We start from the raw sequence: 19,125 nt of genomic DNA on the forward strand, positions 1-19,125 counted from the left end.
GAATATGACCGTTATAAGGCGCACAGCCATTAAGCTGTCGCACACGCCAGCATGAGAAACATTATTAGACAACGTTTCATTTAAATAACCTCAGCACTATTACTGGCAATAGCTATTTACCTTCCACATCTGCGAAATAAAAACGGTAATATTGAATAAATTGAAACCACGACAACGCGCTCAAGAAAAATCAGCTTATGTATTTACCTGCACCCGCTGCGAATAAGATTATGCTGAGATAGCACATGATCAACGACGTTACGTAACCGACCCTGTAGCGCCCTATCAATCCTGCGTGAACCACGCGTAGTTCACTCGCTGGGTTCAACGTCGATAAACCCCGTCACGTCATGACAAATAAAATGCACATCATGGCAATCAGCTGTTTCTCCCATCAGGTAAAACCTCAATAAAATTATCACTTAAAACACGGAAAAAATAGAAAACCACTGAGAGATAAATCGCAGCAGAAGCTTATTATCAATACAATAAACATATACCAGGGTCAGGCACGAATAGCTTACGATCATACAAATACCTTACGTAATTGTAGGGCATACAGCGTGGTTGTTATTTCAGCAGATGTTTGTTGTCTGTTTGTTCAAATAACGGGCTGAAAGCTTTCCGGAACCCCCAGCCTGGCTGGGGGCTTTCTGTAGACAAAAAATAGCCCACCATTCGATGGGCTACAATTTTATCCCTGGCTGACGTCGCACCAACTCATCATTTTCCAGGCGGTGGGAAGCACGCGAGTCTCGCCGTAAACGTTCACCGTGAGCACTGCGCGAATATCTGCCGATGAGGCACCGATTTGCAGCTCAAACTCACCTGGTTCAACAATGCGCTGCCCGTCACGGCGCGTAAAGTTGAGCATATCCACCGGTACGGTGAACGTCAGCGTCGCCGTTTCACCCGGCGACAATGTCACGCGCTGGAACGCTTTTAGCTCCTGTATCGGGCGTACCATCGATGCTACCTTATCCCGGACATACAGTTGCACCACCTCACTGCCGCTGCGCTCTCCGGTATTTTTCACCTGCACCTGTACGCGAATATCGCCATCGATCGCCACCTCAGGCGTGAGCAGCACCGGGTTGATATACTCGAACTGCGTCCAGCTCTTGCCGTAGCCAAAGGGGTAAAGTGCGCCAAAATGGAAGGCAAACGGTGTACCACCGCTTTTCAGCTTGTGGTTGTAATAATAGGGCATCGCACCCGCGCTTTTCGGCACGCTGACCACCAGACGCCCCTGCGGCTCTGCTCGCCCGGTCAACACATCAGCAATCGCCCGGCCCCCTTCCTGCCCCGGCGCCCACGCCATCAACCATGCGGCAACGCGCGACTCCAGCCCTTGCAGGTTATACGGACGTCCGCCGGTCATGACCACCACGACCGGTTTCCCGGTTGCCACTAACGCTTCCAGCAACTGTTGTTGCACACCCGGCAGCGTCAGGCTGTCCGTGTCAGAACCTTCCCCCACCGTCCCGCTCTGGAACAGCCCGGCAAGATCGCCCACACAAGCAATGATCACCTCGCTTTCTTGCGCCACGCTCACCGCGTGCGGGATCAGGCTCACATCCATGCAAACCGGTGACTGCTGCATCGGTTTACCCGATGCATCCCCGGGGAAAACGGGGGCACCAGCCATACGTTTTTCAATAATATTGCAGCCTTTGGCATAGCGGACGTTCCCCTCGCCCAGCGTCTGGCGCAGTGCCGCAAGCGGCGTGGTGACCTGCGTGGTCTCCTCCAGCATATCGCTAATAATCAAATGCACAGGGAAACTGTAGCCGCTGAGCAAAGCCAGCGGATCGTCAGCGGTCGGGCCAATTACCGCCACCTTCGGCGAGCCGCTCAATGGCAGAATGCCGTTATTTTCCAGCAGTGTCATTGAGCGCGTGGCGACCTCGCGCGCTACCTGCCGCGTCTCAGCAGACTGCAGGTCGATACCCTGTTCATCGGTATAGGGTTGTTCGAACAAACCGAGACGAAACTTCACTGTCAGCACGCGGGCGACAATTTCATCCACTTTTGCCATGGAAATAAGGCCGCGCTCAACGGCTTCAGCCAGATGTCGTGCACAGTCATCTTTTGGCAACTCAACATCCAGCCCGGCATTAAACGAGAGCGCAGCGGATTCTGCGGCATCGTGAGTCACGCCGTGATGCTGATGCAACAGGCTGACGCCGCCGTAATCGGCCACAATAATGCCCTCGAAGCCCCACTGTTCACGCAGCAAGGTGGTGAGCAAGAAATGATCACTGTGGCCTGGCTGATTATCAATGTCGTGATAGGCCGGCATCACCGATCCTGCTTTCGCCAGCTTCACCGCCATCTCGAACGGTAGCAAAAAGGTGTCGTTCAGTTCGCAAAAACCCAGATGTACCGGAGCATGGTTACGTGCGCCTTCACTAAACGAGTGGCCAACATAGTGTTTGAGCGTCGCCAGCATGTCGCTCTTTTCACCCTGCAAACCGTTCACGTAGGCGCACGCCATCACCCCCACCAGCCACGGATCTTCGCCAAATGTCTCTTCTGTGCGCCCCCAGCGCACATCGCGCGAGACATCCAGCACAGGAGCCAGCCCCTGCTTGCAGCCGGTTGATCGCGCTTCCAGCCCAATATGATGGGCGGCACGTTGCACGAGTTGCGGATCCCAGGTTGAACCGTAGTTCAGCGAGGAGGGAAATAACGTTGCGTCTTTGCACAATAAACCAACCAGGCACTCTTCATGGAACAGCGCCGGAATGCCTAACCGCGTCTCTTCCACTAACGTTTTTTGCAGCCGATTCGCCGCGCGCACGCCGCTTTTTGCCTCCACAATATGCGTGCCCAGCGGACGGGTTATTTGCCCGACGCCCAGCTTAAGCCGCTGCGCCAGCGCCGCCTGCGCGCTGACACCGGCAAACTCATCGCTGAGATCGGTGCGCTCGCGGTGCTCACCCTCTTCTGAAAGCACCAGCCATAAAGCATGCATTTGCGCGAATTTCTCTTCCGGCGTCATCCGTGCCAGTAAATCCGCAACGCGTTCGGCCACGGGGCGGTGTGCGTCCTTGTAGATAGCAGTCATCGGGTCACTCCTGTGTTGTTGAAATCCGGGGCGGTTTGCACTGCCGTGTCGCTTTCACTGTCACCGCGTTTACGTATCAGATCTTGCGCGATACTGTCGGCAACCTGGCTATTCAGTTTGTAGCGGGTCAGCAGCAGCACCATGCAGATAAACAGCAGGCAGGGGATCAGCGTAAACAGCGCGTTAATGGTCGTCAGCACCGTCGCACTCTGGGCTGCCTGGTTCGGCGCATAGTCCACTGCGCCAAGCACCCACCCCACGACAGCGCCGCCAAGCGCCAGGCCAAATTTAATGGCGAATAACGCGGTAGAGAACACCAGTCCGTCGAGGCGACGCCCGCTGCGGTGCTCTTCGTAATCCACCACGTCAGAGAACATGGTCCATTGCAGTGGCGTGGTCAGGTTCTGAATAAAGCTGAAAACGATATTGAGGCCAAAAATAAGCCACACTTGCGTCGGTGGGATAATAAAGATCAGCGCAGCGAAAACGACGAACGTAATAATTGTCCACTGGTAGGCGCGCACCCGGTCAAATTTCCCTAACAAACGTGCCGATAATAGCGCTCCGCTTAGGGCGGCGATCATGCCGGAAACAATAAAGGTAAACACCATATCCGGGCGCTGTAATACGTATTTGACGTAATACATCGTGGCGGAACCACGCGTTACAACCGCGGTTAACAGCAAAATATTAAACACAAAGACAATGCGCCATTGCGTATTTCCCGCCAGCAGTTTGAGATCGCTTAACAGCGAACCGGAGCTGTCATTGCGCGGCGTAAAACGTTCGCGCGTCATAAAGAAGCAGCCAAAGAACAGAAAAATACCCAATATGCCCATCATGCTCATGGCATAGAAATACCCTTTTTGATCGTTACCGGCCCCCAGATGCGCCACCAGCGGCAGAGCAATAACGGTCACGATCAGGCCGCCGATAAACGATAAACCAAAACGCCAGGACTGCAGCGAATGGCGCTCGTGCGGGTCCATCGTCAGCGCGCCGGGCATTGCGCAGTAAGGTACGTTAATCGCAGAGTAGATAAAGCTAAGGATGGCATAAGTGATGCAGGCATAGAGGATTTTTGCCGTTGCCCCGGCGTCCGGGACATAAAAGGTAATAATGCAGCTCACACCGAACGGTATTGCAAACCACAGCAGCCAGGGGCGAAAGCGCCCGTGTCGCGTTTGCGTGCGATCCACCAGTGCACCGATGCAAGGATCGACAAAAGCATCCACCGCGCGCACGACCAAAAACATGGTTCCCATTATTGCGGCAGGCAACCCAAACACATCCGTATAGAAATAAGCGAGAAACAGCGTTGCGGTTTGCCAGACCAGGGCGCTTGCCATATCACCCAGACCGTAACCTATTTTGTCTTTTGTACTCAGGACAGAGGAGATTGTCATTTTTATTAGCCTTGTGAGGTCAAAAAATATTTCAACATGGCGCGACAGATTAACGTCACGCTGCTCACTACAGGCTCAAGTATTGGAAGAAGGCTACGAGGGGACAATTGCAATAATTGCCAGGCTTTTTACGTTTTTTAGTAATTGTGATCGCCGCCGAGTTCGCGGCTGAAATAAAAAAATCCCCGACATTATGCCGGGGATTTTACTTTCGCCTTTATTTTTTCAGTTCGGCGAGGCTGAGCCAGGTCTGCACAACGGTGTCCGGATTGAGCGAGAGACTATCAATCCCCTCATCCATCAACCAGGCGGCAAAATCTTCGTGATCCGAAGGTCCCTGTCCGCAGATACCGACATATTTGCCCTGCTTTTTCGCCGCACGGATCGCCATCGAAAGCAGCGCTTTCACCGCGTCGTTACGTTCGTCGAACAGCTCGGAAACCACGCCGGAGTCGCGATCGAGGCCCAACGCCAGTTGAGTCATGTCGTTGGAGCCGATAGAGAAACCATCGAAATATTCGAGGAACTGCTCCGCCAGCAACGCGTTGGACGGGATTTCGCACATCATGATGATTTTCAGCCCGTTCTCACCGCGTTTCAGCCCCTGACGCGCCAGCTCATCAACCACCGCTTTTGCCTGTTCAACGGTACGCACAAACGGGACCATGATTTCAACGTTGGTCAGCCCCATATCGTTACGCACGCGTTTTACCGCTTCGCATTCAAGCGCAAAGCAATCGCGGAAGCTGTCGGCCACATAACGGCCAGCGCCACGGAAGCCGAGCATCGGGTTCTCTTCTTCCGGCTCATAACGTTCACCGCCAACCAGATTGGCGTATTCGTTCGATTTAAAATCGGACAGACGCACAATCACGCGTTTTGGCCAGAATGCCGCGCCCAGTGTCGAAATGCCTTCCGTCAGACGACCGACATAAAACTCAACCGGCGAATCGAAGCCTTTCATCATTTCGCGGATTTCGTTTTGTAATTTCGCGTCCTGCTCATCAAACTCCAGCAGCGCACGCGGATGCACGCCTATCATGCGGTTGATGATGAATTCCAGACGCGCAAGGCCTACGCCTTCGTTTGGCAGGCAAGCAAAATCGAACGCGCGATCCGGGTTGCCGACGTTCATCATGATCTTCAGCGGCAGATCCGGCATGGTGTCCACGCTTGAACTTTTCACGCTGAAATCCAGCAGATCGGCATACACATATCCGGTATCGCCTTCGGCGCAGGAGACGGTGACTTTCTCGCCGGTTTTAATGCGTTCCGTCGCATCGCCGCAGCCCACCACCGCCGGAATACCTAGCTCACGCGCAATGATCGCCGCGTGGCAGGTACGACCGCCGCGGTTGGTAACAATCGCCGCCGCTTTTTTCATGATCGGTTCCCAGTCCGGATCGGTCATGTCGGTTACCAGCACATCACCTGGCTCGATCAGGTTCATCTCGCTGATATCGTGGATCACTTTTACTGTGCCTGCGCCAATGCGATGCCCAATAGCACGACCTTCAGAGATAATGCGCCCCTGGGCATGCAGCGTGTAACGCTCCATCACCTGGCCACGCGAACGCACGGTTTCCGGACGCGCCTGCACAATAAACAATTTGCCGGTATGGCCGTCTTTCGCCCATTCAATATCCATTGGACGGCCATAGTGTTTCTCGATTTGCACCGCCTGCTTCGCCAGCGCCTGCACTTCGTCGTCGGTCAGAGAGAAACGGTCACGCTCGGCCTGCGGAACATCTTCAATCTGCACCTGCTTGCCATGCTCTTGCGTCGGCGCATAGATCATGCGGATTTTCTTCGACCCCATGGTGCGACGCACAATGGCTGGACGATTGGCCGCAAGCGTTGGCTTATGCACGTAAAACTCATCAGGGTTAACAGCGCCCTGTACCACCATTTCGCCCAGCCCCCAGGCAGAGGTGATAAACACCACCTGATCAAAACCGGATTCCGTATCAATGGTGAACATCACGCCAGAAGATCCGATATCCGAACGCACCATGCGCTGCACCCCGGCAGAAAGCGCGACGCCGCGATGATCGTAGCCCTGATGTACGCGATAGGAGATGGCACGATCGTTAAATAACGAGGCAAACACATGCTTCACCGCCACCAACACGGCGTCATACCCTTGCACGTTGAGGAAGGTTTCCTGCTGACCGGCAAACGAGGCATCCGGCATATCTTCCGCTGTCGCAGAAGAGCGCACCGCGAAAGAGGCTTCGGCGTCGTCTTCGGAAAGTTTGGCGTAGGCTTCGTGGACGGCTTTTTCCAGCTCAGGCGGAAATGGCGTGTCGACAATCCACTGGCGGATCTGCGCACCGGCTTTTGCCAGTTCGGAAACATCATCGATGTCGGTTTTATCCAGTAATTCGTAAATGCGCTGATTTAGCCCGCTTTGTTCCAGAAACTGGTTAAACGCATCGGCCGTGGTCGCAAACCCATTCGGTACGGAAACCCCCATACCGGACAGATTAGTAATCATTTCACCAAGGGAGGCATTTTTGCCCCCAACTCTGTCTACATCATTCATGCCGAGTTGGTCATACCAAAGCACCAGCGGAGACGAGCCATTGTTGGACATCGAAACAATCCTTTTGTGATATATGAATGGGTAAAAACGTCGAACTACTTTTTTATCCTGGCATAATTAATTCCGTTGAAAAAACGGTGAATCGTGTAAGCAATTACGATTTCTGGTTTTTCGGATAGATTCCCATCAATAAATCACCTTGAGTAATTTCTCATTTCTGTATCTCCTTATTTTTTATAGGGAAAATAAAAAAATGAACCATAGAGTTCATTAAAAATAAAAACACCATTTCATTTTAAAAATGAGAAAAAGAAGATACGCATGTTGAAGGTTTTAATTTATGCTTTCAGAGAATTACGCATGTCATTCAGGATGGGTTAAATGGACAGTTCAGTTGATCGCCACGTCTTTTATATTTCTGATGGAACCGCTATCACCGCTGAAGTATTAGGCCATGCGGTCATGTCGCAATTCCCGGTTGCCGTAAGCAGTATTACGCTGCCGTTTGTGGAAAACGAGAGCCGTGCCCGTGCCGTCAAAGAACAAATAGACGCCATTTATCAGCAAACCGGCAATCGTCCACTGGTGTTCTACTCCATTGTGATACCGGAAATTCGCGCCATTATTTTGCAAAGCGAAGGATTTTGTCAGGATATCGTTCAGGCGCTGGTTGCGCCGCTGCAGGAGGAATTAAAACTCGATCCTACCCCCATTGCGCATCGCACACATGGGCTTAATCCAGGTAATTTAACCAAATACGATGCGCGTATCGCGGCAATTGATTACACTCTCGCGCACGATGACGGTATTTCTTTGCGTAATCTTGATCAGGCACAGGTGATTTTACTGGGCGTTTCGCGCTGTGGAAAAACACCGACCAGTCTGTATCTGGCGATGCAATTTGGTATTCGCGCGGCAAATTATCCTTTTATTGCCGATGATATGGATAACCTCGTTCTCCCCGCTGCGTTAAAGCCACTGCAGCATAAATTATTTGGTCTGACCATTAATCCGGAACGTCTTGCCGCCATTCGCGAAGAGCGCCGGGAAAATAGCCGCTACGCGTCGTTGCGCCAGTGCCGAATGGAAGTCGCAGAAGTGGAAGCGCTTTACCGCAAGAATCAAATCCCCTGCCTTAATAGTACCAACTACTCGGTAGAAGAAATTGCCACCAAGATGCTCGATATTATGGGGTTAAATCGCCGCATGTACTAACATGCTAGTACATGGGTGCATAATGCGCTATGATACTGCCCGGAAACGTGATGTCCTTTGCAACCCCTCTTGAAATAAGCCGGGATTGGTTTAAGGTGTTGCGCATCACTTCCGGCATTCCTGCCGCTGAAGCATCTAATTTTTGAGATTCTTGATGAACAAAACTGATGAACTTCGCACTGCGCCTATCAGCAGCCTGGTGACACCAGCTGAACTTGCGCAGCGCTACCCTGTTACCTCAGAGGTAGCTGAGCATGTGACCGCATCCCGTCGGCGGATAGAAAAAATACTGAATGGTGAAGATCGCCGCCTGTTGGTGATTATTGGTCCCTGCTCAATTCACGATCTTGACGCCGCCGTTGATTACGCGAGCCGTTTACAAGTATTACGTGAAAAACACCACGCGCATCTGGAAATAGTCATGCGCACCTACTTCGAAAAACCGCGCACCGTAGTGGGCTGGAAAGGGTTGATTTCCGATCCGGATCTGAACGGCAGTTACCGCGTAAATCACGGTCTTGAGCTGGCGCGTAAGCTGCTGTTGCAGGTCAATGAGCTAGGCGTGCCCACCGCCACCGAATTCCTCGATATGGTGACCGGCCAGTTTATTGCCGATTTAATTAGCTGGGGTGCTATTGGCGCGCGCACCACGGAAAGCCAGATCCACCGGGAAATGGCCTCGGCGCTTTCTTGCCCGGTCGGTTTTAAAAATGGTACCGATGGCAATACACGTATCGCCGTTGATGCGATCCGTGCTTCACGCGCCAGCCATATGTTCCTCTCGCCGGATAAAAGCGGGCAAATGACCATTTATCAGACCAGCGGCAACCCCTACGGCCACATCATTATGCGTGGCGGTAAAAAACCAAATTACCATGCCGAAGATATCGCCAATGCGTGCGATACGCTGCGTGAATTTGGTTTGCCGGAGCATCTGGTGGTGGATTTCAGCCACGGCAACTGCCAGAAAGAGCACCGCCGCCAGTTGGATGTCTGTGACGACATTTGTACGCAAATCCGTAATGGCTCGCTCGCGATCGCTGGTGTGATGGCGGAAAGTTTCCTGCAAGAAGGCACGCAAAAAATTGTCAGTGGCCAGCCGCTGGTATACGGGCAGTCTATTACCGACCCATGTCTGAACTGGGAAGACAGCGAACTGCTGCTGGAAAAACTCGCAACCGCGGTTGCCACCCGCTTTTAACCTTTTCCTGCTGACTCCCGCAGAACTACGCGTTCCCCCTACTTTTTCCTGGGGGAACAGCGGCTATGTAAACAATCGCCCTTGCTTCATATCACCAGACTATTGATAATCATTATCATTGTTAGTTTGTCTTAAAACGGATATGTCGCAAATGGATAGCACACCTGCATCACCACCCGTCACGCCTCAGGAAAAACCCACGCACATCACCCCAACCGATCGTCGTGTTCACAGCCATTCACTGCTGGGGGATGAAGGACGCGTCGTTATTGACCACAACGGGCAGCAATATCTGCTGCGCCAGACGCACGCCGGAAAATTGATCCTGACAAAGTAGGCCGTTTTTAACTCGAACAGCTGACTTCCAGCCGTTTGCCCCAGTCAGGCGGGCGGCTGACATAATCATCACTGCGATCAATAAATGGCTGTCGTAATGCCTCATGAAGTCGCTCCAGTTCGCTGCTATCACCTTTCTCTGCGGCATCAATGGCGCGCTGCGCCAGCCAGTTTCGCAACACCATCGCCGGATTAACCTGCTGCATATGCGCCTGTCGCTGTGCGTCATCGATATTCTCCTGCTGTAAGCGCGCCCGATATCGTGCAAACCAGTCATCAAATGCGCCGCGATCGATAAACTCATCGCGTAACGGCGACGCAGCACTTTGCTGCCCGGTCAGACTGAGCATGCGGAACGTACGCGTATAATCGCTGCCTTCACGCGCCATCAGGGCAAACAGCGAATTCAGAAGATCGTTATCCTCTTGCTGGCGGGTGAAGAAGCCCAATTTGCTGCGCATCAACAGGCCATATTCAGTGAGTAACTGGTGCTGGTAATCATCCAGCGCGGCGTTTAGGCTCTCCGCAGCAATGAATGGCGATAGTGACTGCGCCAGGCGCTGGAGATTCCAGAGCGCCACCGCCGGCTGGTTTTCAAAACTGTACCTTCCCTGGTAATCAGAGTGGTTGCAGATAAAACCGGGCTGGTAATCATCAAGAAAACCGAACGGGCCATAGTCGATCGTTAAACCAAGAATCGACATGTTATCGGTATTCATTACACCGTGCGCGAACCCTACCGCTTGCCAGCGCGCAATCAACTGCGCGGTACGCCGCACGACATCCCGGAACCATGCGACATATTTATCGCTTTCGTTTTGCAATTCCGGCCAGTGATGACGGATAACAAAATCTGCCAGTTGACGGACTTTTTGCGGATCGCGTCGGTAGTAAAAATGTTCGAAATGACCAAACCGCACATGGCTTTCGGCAATACGCATCAGCATCGCGCCCTGCTCCTGCGTTTCGCGCATCACCGGCGTATCGCTGGTCACAATGCTCAATGCGCGCGTGGTCGGGATCCCCAGATAATGCATTGCTTCTGAAGCCAGGCTTTCGCGAATGGTCGAACGCAACACCGCACGGCCATCCCCCATGCGCGAATACGGCGTCAGCCCGGCGCCTTTCAAGTGCCAGTCCCGGGTTGTGCCGTCCGGGAGTTGCTGCTCACCGAGCAAAATCCCGCGTCCATCACCTAATTGTCCGGCCCAGACACCAAACTGATGTCCACTGTAGACCTGCGCCAGTGGAGACATGCCAGGCAACAGCGCTTCACCGCCCCACACTCCTGCTCCCGAGGCGGGATGAAACAGCGCATCCGGTACATCCAGCGCATGTGCCAACGGCTCATTGCGCCAGAGCAACCGGGCGTTGTGCAGCGGCGTTGGGGATAATGCGGTATAAAAATCTGGCAATTCATCTCGCCAGTGGGTAGTAAAAGACAGGGTCATGGTTCCTCCTGCCTTTAGTGTAGTGCTAACTATGGTGTTTAAACACCGGGCAAAAGCAGGGCTATGGTTGAACCAGAGAGGTTAACTGTTCGACGGCGACGGGCGCCCACATTGCGCCAAGCATGGCGCTAAAGGGAAAGGCCGAAGCGCGGTTGAGGGCGTGTTCATCATCAATGCCTGCAATCATCAATGCATCACAATAGGGCTCGAGCTGCGAAACAATCACTCGCATAAAAGGTTCGAATGAAGGTGAAGCCAGCCGCTGATGAACAAAATTTTTATCCAATACCACCCGCTTAAATAAGCCATCAAAAATGGCTTTGGTCGACGCGGTTCCGGCACCAAAATTAGCCAGCACCAGTGAATATTGTTTCGCCAATAGAAACAATAGATGATTATCTTTTCCCCTATTTAGATCGGGAAAATTCTCATTAATGGTAAATTCAAGAAAAGGAAATTTCCTAATGTTTGTCGCAAGCGTTTCATCTGTTAACAGGACATCAATCAAAGAGGGCGCAATATTAATCCAGGCCGTTAATTGATGTTGGATAAAAAAGAGTTGGCAGGCTTCAAGCAGCGCCAGTTGTTCATTGAATAAGGTGAGTATTTCTTCAGGCGTAAGGCGCGGGAGGACCAGCTCTGTAGGCGTGCGAACATTGCTGTCGGGCCCCACAAAGTTAATGATAATTTCCAGTCCCTGTAGCATTCCGTTACTTTTCCTCGCAGGCAGTAATAGAAGCTCAGAGCGATATGTGTCATCCAGCGATACTATCATTGCGCCAGCCCCGCATTCGCATTAAGGGTGATATCCGGCATTGTCAAACACAGGTGAAGATATTTCAAATGTATTGTTTTAAATGAGATTAACTTCATTTTTTTCCCGTTTTATTTTTTGGCTGCTCCTTAACCTTTATTAGCCTGATAACGAATTGACGGATGTCCGGATCCCAATGTACACAGATATTAATTAAGATAAACGTGATTATTTAGTGGAAATTTCCTGGTTTAAAAAAAGCCCTTGCGGGCTTTCTCATTTTAGATGCGGCGTGCTTGCCAGAAATTTTTACGCCAGTAGACATTATCCAGAGAAGAGCGCATCACTCCCCGGCTGGTTGAGGCATGAATGAACTCATTATCCGTATCGTAAATACCAACGTGCAATCCGCTCTCTCCGGAACCGGTTTTAAAGAAAACCAGGTCGCCTGGCAGCAAATCATCTTTATCGATTTTCGTGCCGATTTCCGCCTGTTGGCGCGTCTCGCGCGGCAATTGTAAAGAAAACTTATCGCGAAACGTCATCATAACGAAGCCGGAACAATCAACGCCGGAACGGCTCATGCCACCGTAGCGATACGGCGTACCATGCCACTGGCTCAGCTGATCATTCAGGCCAGCAATAACGGTTATCGAATCTGACAATCTTGGATTTGGCGGCGGCGCGCGATGAGAACTACATCCTGCAAGGAATAACGCCGCTGCCAGCAATAACCAGATACGCATTCTGGATCACGCCTCTTTATTTCTTTTTCTCGGAATAATCTACCGTGTGAATCAGATATGTGGCAAGTCACCTTTTCGTCACGTTGCGGGGATCAGCACGCGGTGACCTTCCACATCGAGTTGGCGAAAAGCCAAACCATACGCCGTCGCCAGATGAGATGGTGTCAGCACCTCGTCCTGCCGCCCGCTCATTAACAGTTTGCCGCCGCTGAGTAGCCAGGCCTGACGCGCATGTCGCAACGTATGGTTAAGATCGTGGCTACTCATCACCACGGTAATTCCTGCGGCAACCAGCTCGTTTAAAAGCTTATCGAGTGCTGCCTGCTGGGCAACATCGAGGCTATTCATCGGCTCATCCAGCAACAAAAGCTCCCCGGTGGGGTTACCGGCGGGGTGAATTTGTAAAATCACTGCCGCTAAGCGTACCCGCTGCCACTCCCCGCCTGACAGGTGATTCACCGCCCGCCCCAGCTTATCGCTGAGGCCAAGCTTGCCCGCGATCTGTGCAAGCAGCGCGGTATGTGCGTTATCGCGCTGATGCAAGGACAAGTACTGCCAGACTGGCATCGCGAACGGCGGTGTCTGCTGCTGGGCCAGGTAAGCGCGGTGTTGCGCCAGCTGCGATGCTGGCCACTGTGTCAAAGAACGGGCATTAAACAGCACGCTTCCCTGCCCGCCTGATAACCCAGCAATGCGCGCCAGCAGGGTGCTTTTCCCTGCACCATTCGGTCCGACAAGATGCAGGACTTCTCCCCGGCCGATCGATGCTGTTATCGGCCCAAGCCTTCCGGGTTCAGCCACATACTGAAGCTGCAACAGCATTGACATTACTTCGCCAGCGCCTGTTTCACCGCATCAACGAGAATCGGATCTTCCGGTGTCATATCCGGTGAGAAGCGTTGAATCACCTTGCCATCACGACCAATCAGGAATTTTTCAAAATTCCACAGTATATCGCCCGGCTCTTTCGGCGCTCGCCCCTTGCTCTCCATACGTTCGTAGAAACCACTTCCCTCAGGTGCAACGGCCTTCGGCGCTGCGGCAATGAGCTTTTTATACAGCGGGTGACGTGCTTCACCATTCACATCGATTTTGCTGAACAGCGGAAATGTTATGCCATACGTGGTGCTACAGAAGGTTTTAATCTCCTCTTCTGAACCCGGTTCCTGGCCGAGAAACTGATTGCAGGGAAAACCGAGTACGGTAAACCCTTCACTTTCAAATTCTTTTTGCATCTGTTCCAGTTGTTCGTACTGTGGCGTCAGCCCACATTTAGAGGCAACGTTGACCAGCAGCAGCACCTTGCCGAGGTAACCTGCAAGCGTTGTCTGTTCACCATCGATAGTCTTAACTTCAGTATTGAGAATATCCTGTTGCATAGCGTCACCTTAATGAATGTTATGGTTTGCGGGCTCAACGCCCGGCTCTCAATAATAGCCAGATAAATACCGGCGCGCCCAGCGTCGACGTCACAACGCCTATTGGCAACTCGGCCGCATTGAGCGCCAGACGTGCTATCACATCGGCAAATAACAGTGCCACCGCTCCTGCCAGCGCGCAGCCTGGCAGCAATGCCCGATGATCGGTCAAACCGCACAGACGTAAGATATGGGGAATGACCAGACCGATAAAACCAATTGAGCCCGCCAGCGCGACGCTTACGCCGACCAACCAGCCCGTGGCTACCACCAACACGTTTCGCCATAGCCACATCGGTAATCCTAACTGGCGCGCGGAAATATCTCCCAGAGCCAGCATATTCAGTGGCTGAGACTGGAAAGAGACCCAAATGATGACAGGCACCAGTGCCGCCATCAGCCAGCTTTGTTGCCAGTCTACCCCGCCAAAACCTCCCATCATCCAGTACATTAGCTGGCGCAAGTCGAAGGAAGAAGAGAAATAGACGGCCCAGGTCATTAATGCAGTACAGATAATACCCAACGCGACGCCAGCCAGCAGCAAACGGCTGGTTGAGATATGGCGACGCGCGAAACGCAGCAGGATCAGCGTCACAATGAGCGCCCCGGCGATCGCACAAACGCCCAGCGCCCAGCCTGGGAGCAATCCGCCACCCAGCAATACAGCAGCAATTAGGCCAACGCCCGCACCGCTGGAGACGCCCAGCAATCCAGGTTCCGCAAGCGGGTTTTCGAATAGCGCTTGCATCACCGCACCGCACAACGCCAGTGCAGCGCCAACCAACAACACGGCCAGCGTACGTGGCAGACGAATCTGCCAGACAAACAGTTGCCCATCCGGTGTAAACCAGGCACCGGGAGAAATCCATTGATCGCCCGCACAGAGACTGAACAGCAGCGCGAAGAGTAAAAGTAGCAGCAAGCCACCCAGCCAGCGGCGGTTGCGTTGCTGTTGAAGATGAGCGTATGCCAGCATGTTTTCCGTTTTATTGGTCAGCAAGGCCACTGATTTTAAAGATGATGCCGGATGCTGAAAAGAAAAAAGGCCGCGATGCGGCCTTTTTAATTAGTTCATATCATTCAGCTTTGGGCGAAGCGTTTTCGACACGGCTCTTTAACTTCTGGCCGGGTCTGAAGGTCACCACGCGCCGGGCTGTAATGGGAATATCTTCGCCCGTTTTTGGATTACGACCCGGACGTTGATTTTTGTCGCGCAAATCGAAATTGCCAAAGCCGGAGAGTTTTACCTGCTCACCGTTTTCCAGAGCACGACGGATCTCTTCGAAAAACAGCTCTACCAGCTCTTTTGCGTCCCGTTTGCTAAGCCCAAGCTTATCAAACAGATATTCTGACATTTCAGCTTTTGTAAGCGCCATAGGTTCAATCCCTCAATGATGCCTGGAATCGCTCTTTTAATGCCTCTACACATCTGGCAACGGTAGCGGCAATCTCCTCTTCTTCGAGTGTACGGCTGGTATCCTGAAGGATCAGGCTAATGGCAAGGCTCTTATACCCTTCCGCTACACCCTTACCGCGGTACACGTCAAATAAGTTTACGCCAACTACCTGATTTACGCCAACTTTCTTACATTCGCCCAAAACATCTGCTGCAGGCACATTTTCTGCGACCACAACAGCGATATCACGGCGGTTCGCCGGGAAGCGCGAAATCTCCTGAGCCTGAGGCACCACGCGGTCTGCAAGCGCATTCCACTCCAGTTCAAATACCAGTGTGCGGCCGTTCAGATCAAGCTTACGTTCCAGTTCCGGGTGAACAACACCAATAAAACCAATGCGCTTATCTTTCAGATAAATCGCTGCAGATTGGCCTGGGTGCAGTGCAGGATTCGTTTCCGCGCGGAACTCAATGGCGGAAAGTTTACCTGTAAGTTCCAGCACGGACTCAAGATCACCTTTTAAATCGAAGAAATCAACGCTTCCTTTCACCAGATCCCAGTGCTCATCATAACGGTTACCGCAAATCGCGCCTGCCAGCATCACATCCTGACGGATGCCAAGATTGGCTTGTGTATCAGGCACAAAGCGTAGGCCGGTTTCGAAAATACGTACACGGCTCTGCTGACGATTCTGGTTATAGACGATAGTGCCGAGCAAACCGGTCCAGAGAGAGAGGCGCATTGCCGACATCTCGCTGGAGATTGGGCTTGGCAGGATGAGAGCTTCCTCGCCCGGATGAATCAGTTGCTGCAGTTTCGGATCGACAAAGCTGTAAGTGATGACTTCCTGGTAGCCTTTATCGTTGAGCATGGTTTTCACACGCTTCATCGACAGGTTCGCTTCGCGGTGCTCGCCCATAATCAGGCCAGCCTGCACCGGCTCATCAGGAATATTGTTGTAGCCGTAAACGCGGGCAACTTCTTCGACCAGATCTTCTTCGATTTCCATGTCGAAACGCCAGCTCGGGGCAACCGCCAGCCACTCGTCCTGGCCTTCAGTCACTTCGCAGCCCAGACGCTTCAGAATATCGCTGACCTGTTCGTCGGCAATATGATGACCAATCAGACGATCCAGTTTGCTACGGCGCAGACGGATAGTCGCTCGTTTCGGCAGAGTGGCTTCATTCGTGACATCAATCACCGGACCAGCTTCACCGCCGCAGATATCGAGCAGCAGACGCGTGGCGCGTTCCATCGCTTTGTATTGCAGTTGCGGATCGACACCACGTTCATAACGGTGAGAAGCATCAGTATGCAAACCGTGACGACGCGCGCGACCAGTAATTGACAGCGGATTGAAGAAAGCACATTCCAGCAGCACGTTCTGCGTTTCACTGTTCACGCCGGAGTGTTCACCACCGAAAATACCGCCCATTGCCAATGCTTTGCTATGGTCAGCTATCACCAGCGTGTCTGTGTTCAGTTTGGCTTCATTACCGTCCAGCAGCACCAGGGTTTCGCCCTCTTTTGCCATACGCACCACAATGCCGCCTTCCAGACGGTCGCGGTCAAACGCATGCATTGGCTGCCCCAGCTCCAGCAGAACGTAGTTGGTCACGTCCACAACGGCGTCAATCGAGCGAATGCCGCAACGGCGCAGCTTCTCTTTCATCCACAGCGGGGTTGGTGCTTTGACGTTGATACCTTTTACTACACGGCCAAGGTAGCGCGGACAGGCCTCTGCCGCTTCCACTGTAATCGGCAGCGTATCGGCGATAGTCGCGGCAACAGGTGCGATTTCCGGCGCGGTCAGCGGAGATTTATTGAGCACCGCAACATCACGCGCCACACCGATGATACCGAGGCAATCTGCACGGTTCGGCGTCACGCTGATTTCGATGGTGTTGTCATCAAGTTTTAAATATTCACGGATATCGGTACCGATCGGCGCATCCGCGGGCAGTTCAATAATGCCGTTATGATCGTCAGAAATCCCCAGTTCGGAGAAAGAGCAGAGCATGCCTTCCGACGGCTCGCCACGCAGTTTTGCCGCTTTGATTTTGAAATCACCCGGCAGTACTGCACCGACAGTGGCGACAGCGACTTTGAGCCCGAGACGGCAGTTTGGCGCGCCACAAACGATGTCCAGAAGACGCTCACCGCCCACGTTTACTTTCGTTACGCGCAGTTTGTCGGCGTTCGGGTGCTGAGCGCACTCCATCACTTCGCCAACGACGACGCCATGAAACGCACCGGCAACCGGCTCAACACCGTCGACCTCAAGGCCTGCCATGGTGATTTGCCCGGACAGCGCTTCGCTATCAATGGCTGGATTAACCCATTCGCGTAACCACAGTTCACTGAATTTCATTGTTTTGCCTGCCTTTATTTAAACTGTTTGAGGAAACGCAAATCGTTTTCGAAGAACGCGCGCAAGTCAGTGACACCGTAACGGAGCATCGTCAGGCGCTCCATCCCCATACCGAATGCAAAACCTGAGTAAACTTCCGGATCAATACCGACGTTACGCAGTACATTTGGATGCACCATCCCGCAGCCGAGAACCTCAAGCCATTTGCCGTTTTTACCCATGACATCCACTTCCGCAGAGGGCTCAGTAAACGGGAAATAGGACGGGCGGAAACGGATCTGCAAATCTTCTTCAAAGAAGTTACGCAGGAAGTCGTGCAGCGTGCCTTTCAGATTGGTGAAGCTGATATTTTTATCAACAATCAACCCTTCCATCTGATGGAACATCGGGGTGTGCGTCTGGTCGTAGTCGTTACGATACACGCGGCCCGGCGCAATAATGCGGATAGGTGGTTGCTGATTTTCCATCGTGCGGATCTGCACGCCTGAAGTCTGGGTGCGCAGCAGACGGGTTGCGTCAAACCAGAAGGTGTCGTGATCAGCGCGCGCCGGGTGGTGGCCCGGGATGTTTAACGCATCGAAGTTATGATAATCATCTTCGATTTCCGGACCGGTGGCGACAGTAAAGCCAAGCTCACCGAAGAAGCTTTCGATGCGGTCGATTGTACGGGTCACCGGATGCAAACCGCCATTCTCTATTCGACGCCCCGGCAGCGACACATCAATAGTTTCGGCGGCGAGGCGTGCATTTAATGCAGCATTTTCAAGATCCGATTTACGCGCATTCAGTGCTTGCTGCACTTGCTCTTTCGCTTCGTTGATCACCGCACCCGCAGCCGGGCGCTCTTCTGGCGGCAGCTCACGCAGGGTGGTCATCTGAAGGGTCAGGTGCCCTTTCTTGCCCAGGTATTCGACGCGTACGTTGTCCAGCGCGGCGACATCTGAAGCATCGTTAATGGCTGCCTTCGCACTGGCAACCAGCTCTGCGAGATGTGACATGGTTTTCCTCGTTATATGACGATATTTACAAGCGGCAGATACAAAAAAAGCCTCCACAAGGGAGGCTTTCTGGCGCTGTTTTCCGTTTCTTCTTTCACGCGCTAGCCTCCCGGGTTCAGGTGCTAAAGTAAAAAAAGAAGCGGAAAATAGCAGCATTCATGCTTGCGTTACCTTAACAGGGTAAGTGGCGGCGATGGCTTATTGAAAACGCATCACG

The 19,125-nt window shown here is 52.7% G+C and carries 16 protein-coding genes and 1 other annotated feature; of the genes, 3 read left to right on the top strand and 13 right to left on the bottom strand.

What is annotated here, in order from left to right; genetic code table 11:
• Positions 1–694 precede the first annotated feature (694 nt).
• From C813_RS35930 to ppsA, 3 genes are all read right to left on the bottom strand, one after another.
• A complete protein-coding gene (locus C813_RS35930) occupies positions 695–3,070 on the bottom strand; it encodes a glycoside hydrolase family 3 N-terminal domain-containing protein (protein ID WP_017456566.1) in 2,376 nt (791 codons plus the stop codon).
• On the bottom strand, positions 3,067–4,476 hold the full coding sequence (locus tag C813_RS35935) for an MFS transporter (RefSeq protein WP_017456565.1): 1,410 nt from the start codon (positions 4,474–4,476) through the stop codon (positions 3,067–3,069). The genes C813_RS35930 and C813_RS35935 overlap by 4 nt, the downstream gene beginning before the upstream one ends.
• Before the next feature lie 217 nt (positions 4,477–4,693).
• Positions 4,694–7,072: a phosphoenolpyruvate synthase gene (ppsA, locus tag C813_RS35940; RefSeq protein ID WP_017456564.1), complete on the bottom strand. Its 2,379-nt coding sequence runs from the start codon at positions 7,070–7,072 to the stop codon at positions 4,694–4,696.
• A gap of 330 nt (positions 7,073–7,402) precedes the next feature.
• Here ppsA and ppsR point away from each other — a divergent pair, with 330 nt between their 5' ends.
• From ppsR to hemP, 3 genes are all read left to right on the top strand, one after another.
• Complete coding sequence (gene ppsR, locus C813_RS35945; RefSeq protein ID WP_016496328.1) at positions 7,403–8,236, top strand: posphoenolpyruvate synthetase regulatory kinase/phosphorylase PpsR; 834 nt, start codon at positions 7,403–7,405, stop codon at positions 8,234–8,236.
• A 154-nt stretch (positions 8,237–8,390) separates the two neighbouring features.
• Complete coding sequence (aroH, locus tag C813_RS35950) at positions 8,391–9,437, top strand: 3-deoxy-7-phosphoheptulonate synthase AroH (protein WP_017456563.1); 1,047 nt, start codon at positions 8,391–8,393, stop codon at positions 9,435–9,437.
• Positions 9,438–9,579: 142 nt separating this feature from the next.
• Positions 9,580–9,774, top strand: coding sequence for a hemin uptake protein HemP (gene hemP / locus C813_RS35955; RefSeq protein WP_040016485.1), 195 nt, complete (start codon positions 9,580–9,582; stop codon positions 9,772–9,774).
• A gap of 7 nt (positions 9,775–9,781) precedes the next feature.
• Here the strand turns inward: hemP and selO are convergent, their stop codons facing one another.
• The 10 genes from selO to pheM all read right to left on the bottom strand — a co-directional run bounded on the left by selO (position 9,782) and on the right by pheM (position 19,068).
• Complete coding sequence (gene selO / locus C813_RS35960; RefSeq protein ID WP_017456561.1) at positions 9,782–11,224, bottom strand: protein adenylyltransferase SelO; 1,443 nt, start codon at positions 11,222–11,224, stop codon at positions 9,782–9,784.
• A gap of 61 nt (positions 11,225–11,285) precedes the next feature.
• The gene (locus C813_RS35965; RefSeq protein WP_017456560.1) at positions 11,286–11,999 is read right to left on the bottom strand and encodes an EAL domain-containing protein; all 714 of its coding nucleotides are present in this window, start codon (positions 11,997–11,999) and stop codon (positions 11,286–11,288) included.
• 260 nt (positions 12,000–12,259) lie between these two features.
• Positions 12,260–12,724, bottom strand: a complete 465-nt coding sequence (locus C813_RS35970; RefSeq protein ID WP_017456559.1) for a C40 family peptidase — start codon at positions 12,722–12,724, stop codon at positions 12,260–12,262.
• Between the two features lie 78 nt (positions 12,725–12,802).
• Positions 12,803–13,552, bottom strand: a complete 750-nt coding sequence (btuD, locus tag C813_RS35975) for a vitamin B12 ABC transporter ATP-binding protein BtuD (RefSeq protein WP_017456558.1) — start codon at positions 13,550–13,552, stop codon at positions 12,803–12,805.
• Positions 13,552–14,103 carry a glutathione peroxidase gene (locus tag C813_RS35980; RefSeq protein WP_017456557.1) on the bottom strand — a complete coding sequence of 184 codons (552 nt, stop codon included), beginning with the start codon at positions 14,101–14,103 and terminating at the stop codon, positions 13,552–13,554. Before C813_RS35980 ends, btuD begins: the two co-directional genes overlap by 1 nt.
• 34 nt (positions 14,104–14,137) lie before the next feature.
• A complete protein-coding gene (gene btuC / locus C813_RS35985) occupies positions 14,138–15,118 on the bottom strand; it encodes a vitamin B12 ABC transporter permease BtuC (protein WP_025263640.1) in 981 nt (326 codons plus the stop codon).
• A 100-nt stretch (positions 15,119–15,218) separates the two neighbouring features.
• Positions 15,219–15,518, bottom strand: a complete 300-nt coding sequence (ihfA, locus tag C813_RS35990; RefSeq protein WP_006820203.1) for an integration host factor subunit alpha — start codon at positions 15,516–15,518, stop codon at positions 15,219–15,221.
• A 4-nt stretch (positions 15,519–15,522) separates the two neighbouring features.
• A complete protein-coding gene (pheT, locus tag C813_RS35995) occupies positions 15,523–17,910 on the bottom strand; it encodes a phenylalanine--tRNA ligase subunit beta (RefSeq protein ID WP_017456555.1) in 2,388 nt (795 codons plus the stop codon).
• Between the two features lie 14 nt (positions 17,911–17,924).
• The gene (gene pheS, locus C813_RS36000; protein WP_017456554.1) at positions 17,925–18,908 is read right to left on the bottom strand and encodes a phenylalanine--tRNA ligase subunit alpha; all 984 of its coding nucleotides are present in this window, start codon (positions 18,906–18,908) and stop codon (positions 17,925–17,927) included.
• Between the two features lie 40 nt (positions 18,909–18,948).
• Positions 18,949–19,073: a sequence feature (Phe leader region), on the bottom strand.
• Positions 19,024–19,068 (bottom strand): pheST operon leader peptide PheM, encoded by a 45-nt coding sequence (gene pheM / locus C813_RS47315; RefSeq protein WP_001386830.1) that lies wholly within the window; start codon positions 19,066–19,068, stop codon positions 19,024–19,026. It overlaps the preceding feature by 45 nt.
• Positions 19,074–19,125: the final 52 nt, after the last annotated feature.

The organism is Kosakonia sacchari SP1, assembly GCF_000300455.3.
GTDB classification, from domain to species: domain Bacteria; phylum Pseudomonadota; class Gammaproteobacteria; order Enterobacterales; family Enterobacteriaceae; genus Kosakonia; species Kosakonia sacchari.

Bases quoted from the DNA above. Each gene is read 5' to 3' on its own strand.
- ppsR (WP_016496328.1), top strand. From the start codon at position 7,403: ATGGACAGTTCAGTTGATCGCCACGTCTTTTATATTTCTGATGGAACC.
- C813_RS35935 (WP_017456565.1), bottom strand. From the start codon at position 4,476: ATGACAATCTCCTCTGTCCTGAGTACAAAAGACAAAATAGGTTACGGT.
- pheT (WP_017456555.1), bottom strand. From the start codon at position 17,910: ATGAAATTCAGTGAACTGTGGTTACGCGAATGGGTTAATCCAGCCATT.
- btuC (WP_025263640.1), bottom strand. From the start codon at position 15,118: ATGCTGGCATACGCTCATCTTCAACAGCAACGCAACCGCCGCTGGCTG.
- C813_RS35980 (WP_017456557.1), bottom strand. From the start codon at position 14,103: ATGCAACAGGATATTCTCAATACTGAAGTTAAGACTATCGATGGTGAA.
- C813_RS35965 (WP_017456560.1), bottom strand. From the start codon at position 11,999: ATGATAGTATCGCTGGATGACACATATCGCTCTGAGCTTCTATTACTG.
- hemP (WP_040016485.1), top strand. From the start codon at position 9,580: ATGTCGCAAATGGATAGCACACCTGCATCACCACCCGTCACGCCTCAG.
- pheS (WP_017456554.1), bottom strand. From the start codon at position 18,908: ATGTCACATCTCGCAGAGCTGGTTGCCAGTGCGAAGGCAGCCATTAAC.
- C813_RS35970 (WP_017456559.1), bottom strand. From the start codon at position 12,724: ATGCGTATCTGGTTATTGCTGGCAGCGGCGTTATTCCTTGCAGGATGT.
- ihfA (WP_006820203.1), bottom strand. From the start codon at position 15,518: ATGGCGCTTACAAAAGCTGAAATGTCAGAATATCTGTTTGATAAGCTT.
- selO (WP_017456561.1), bottom strand. From the start codon at position 11,224: ATGACCCTGTCTTTTACTACCCACTGGCGAGATGAATTGCCAGATTTT.
- C813_RS35930 (WP_017456566.1), bottom strand. From the start codon at position 3,070: ATGACTGCTATCTACAAGGACGCACACCGCCCCGTGGCCGAACGCGTT.
- ppsA (WP_017456564.1), bottom strand. From the start codon at position 7,072: ATGTCCAACAATGGCTCGTCTCCGCTGGTGCTTTGGTATGACCAACTC.
- btuD (WP_017456558.1), bottom strand. From the start codon at position 13,552: ATGTCAATGCTGTTGCAGCTTCAGTATGTGGCTGAACCCGGAAGGCTT.
- aroH (WP_017456563.1), top strand. From the start codon at position 8,391: ATGAACAAAACTGATGAACTTCGCACTGCGCCTATCAGCAGCCTGGTG.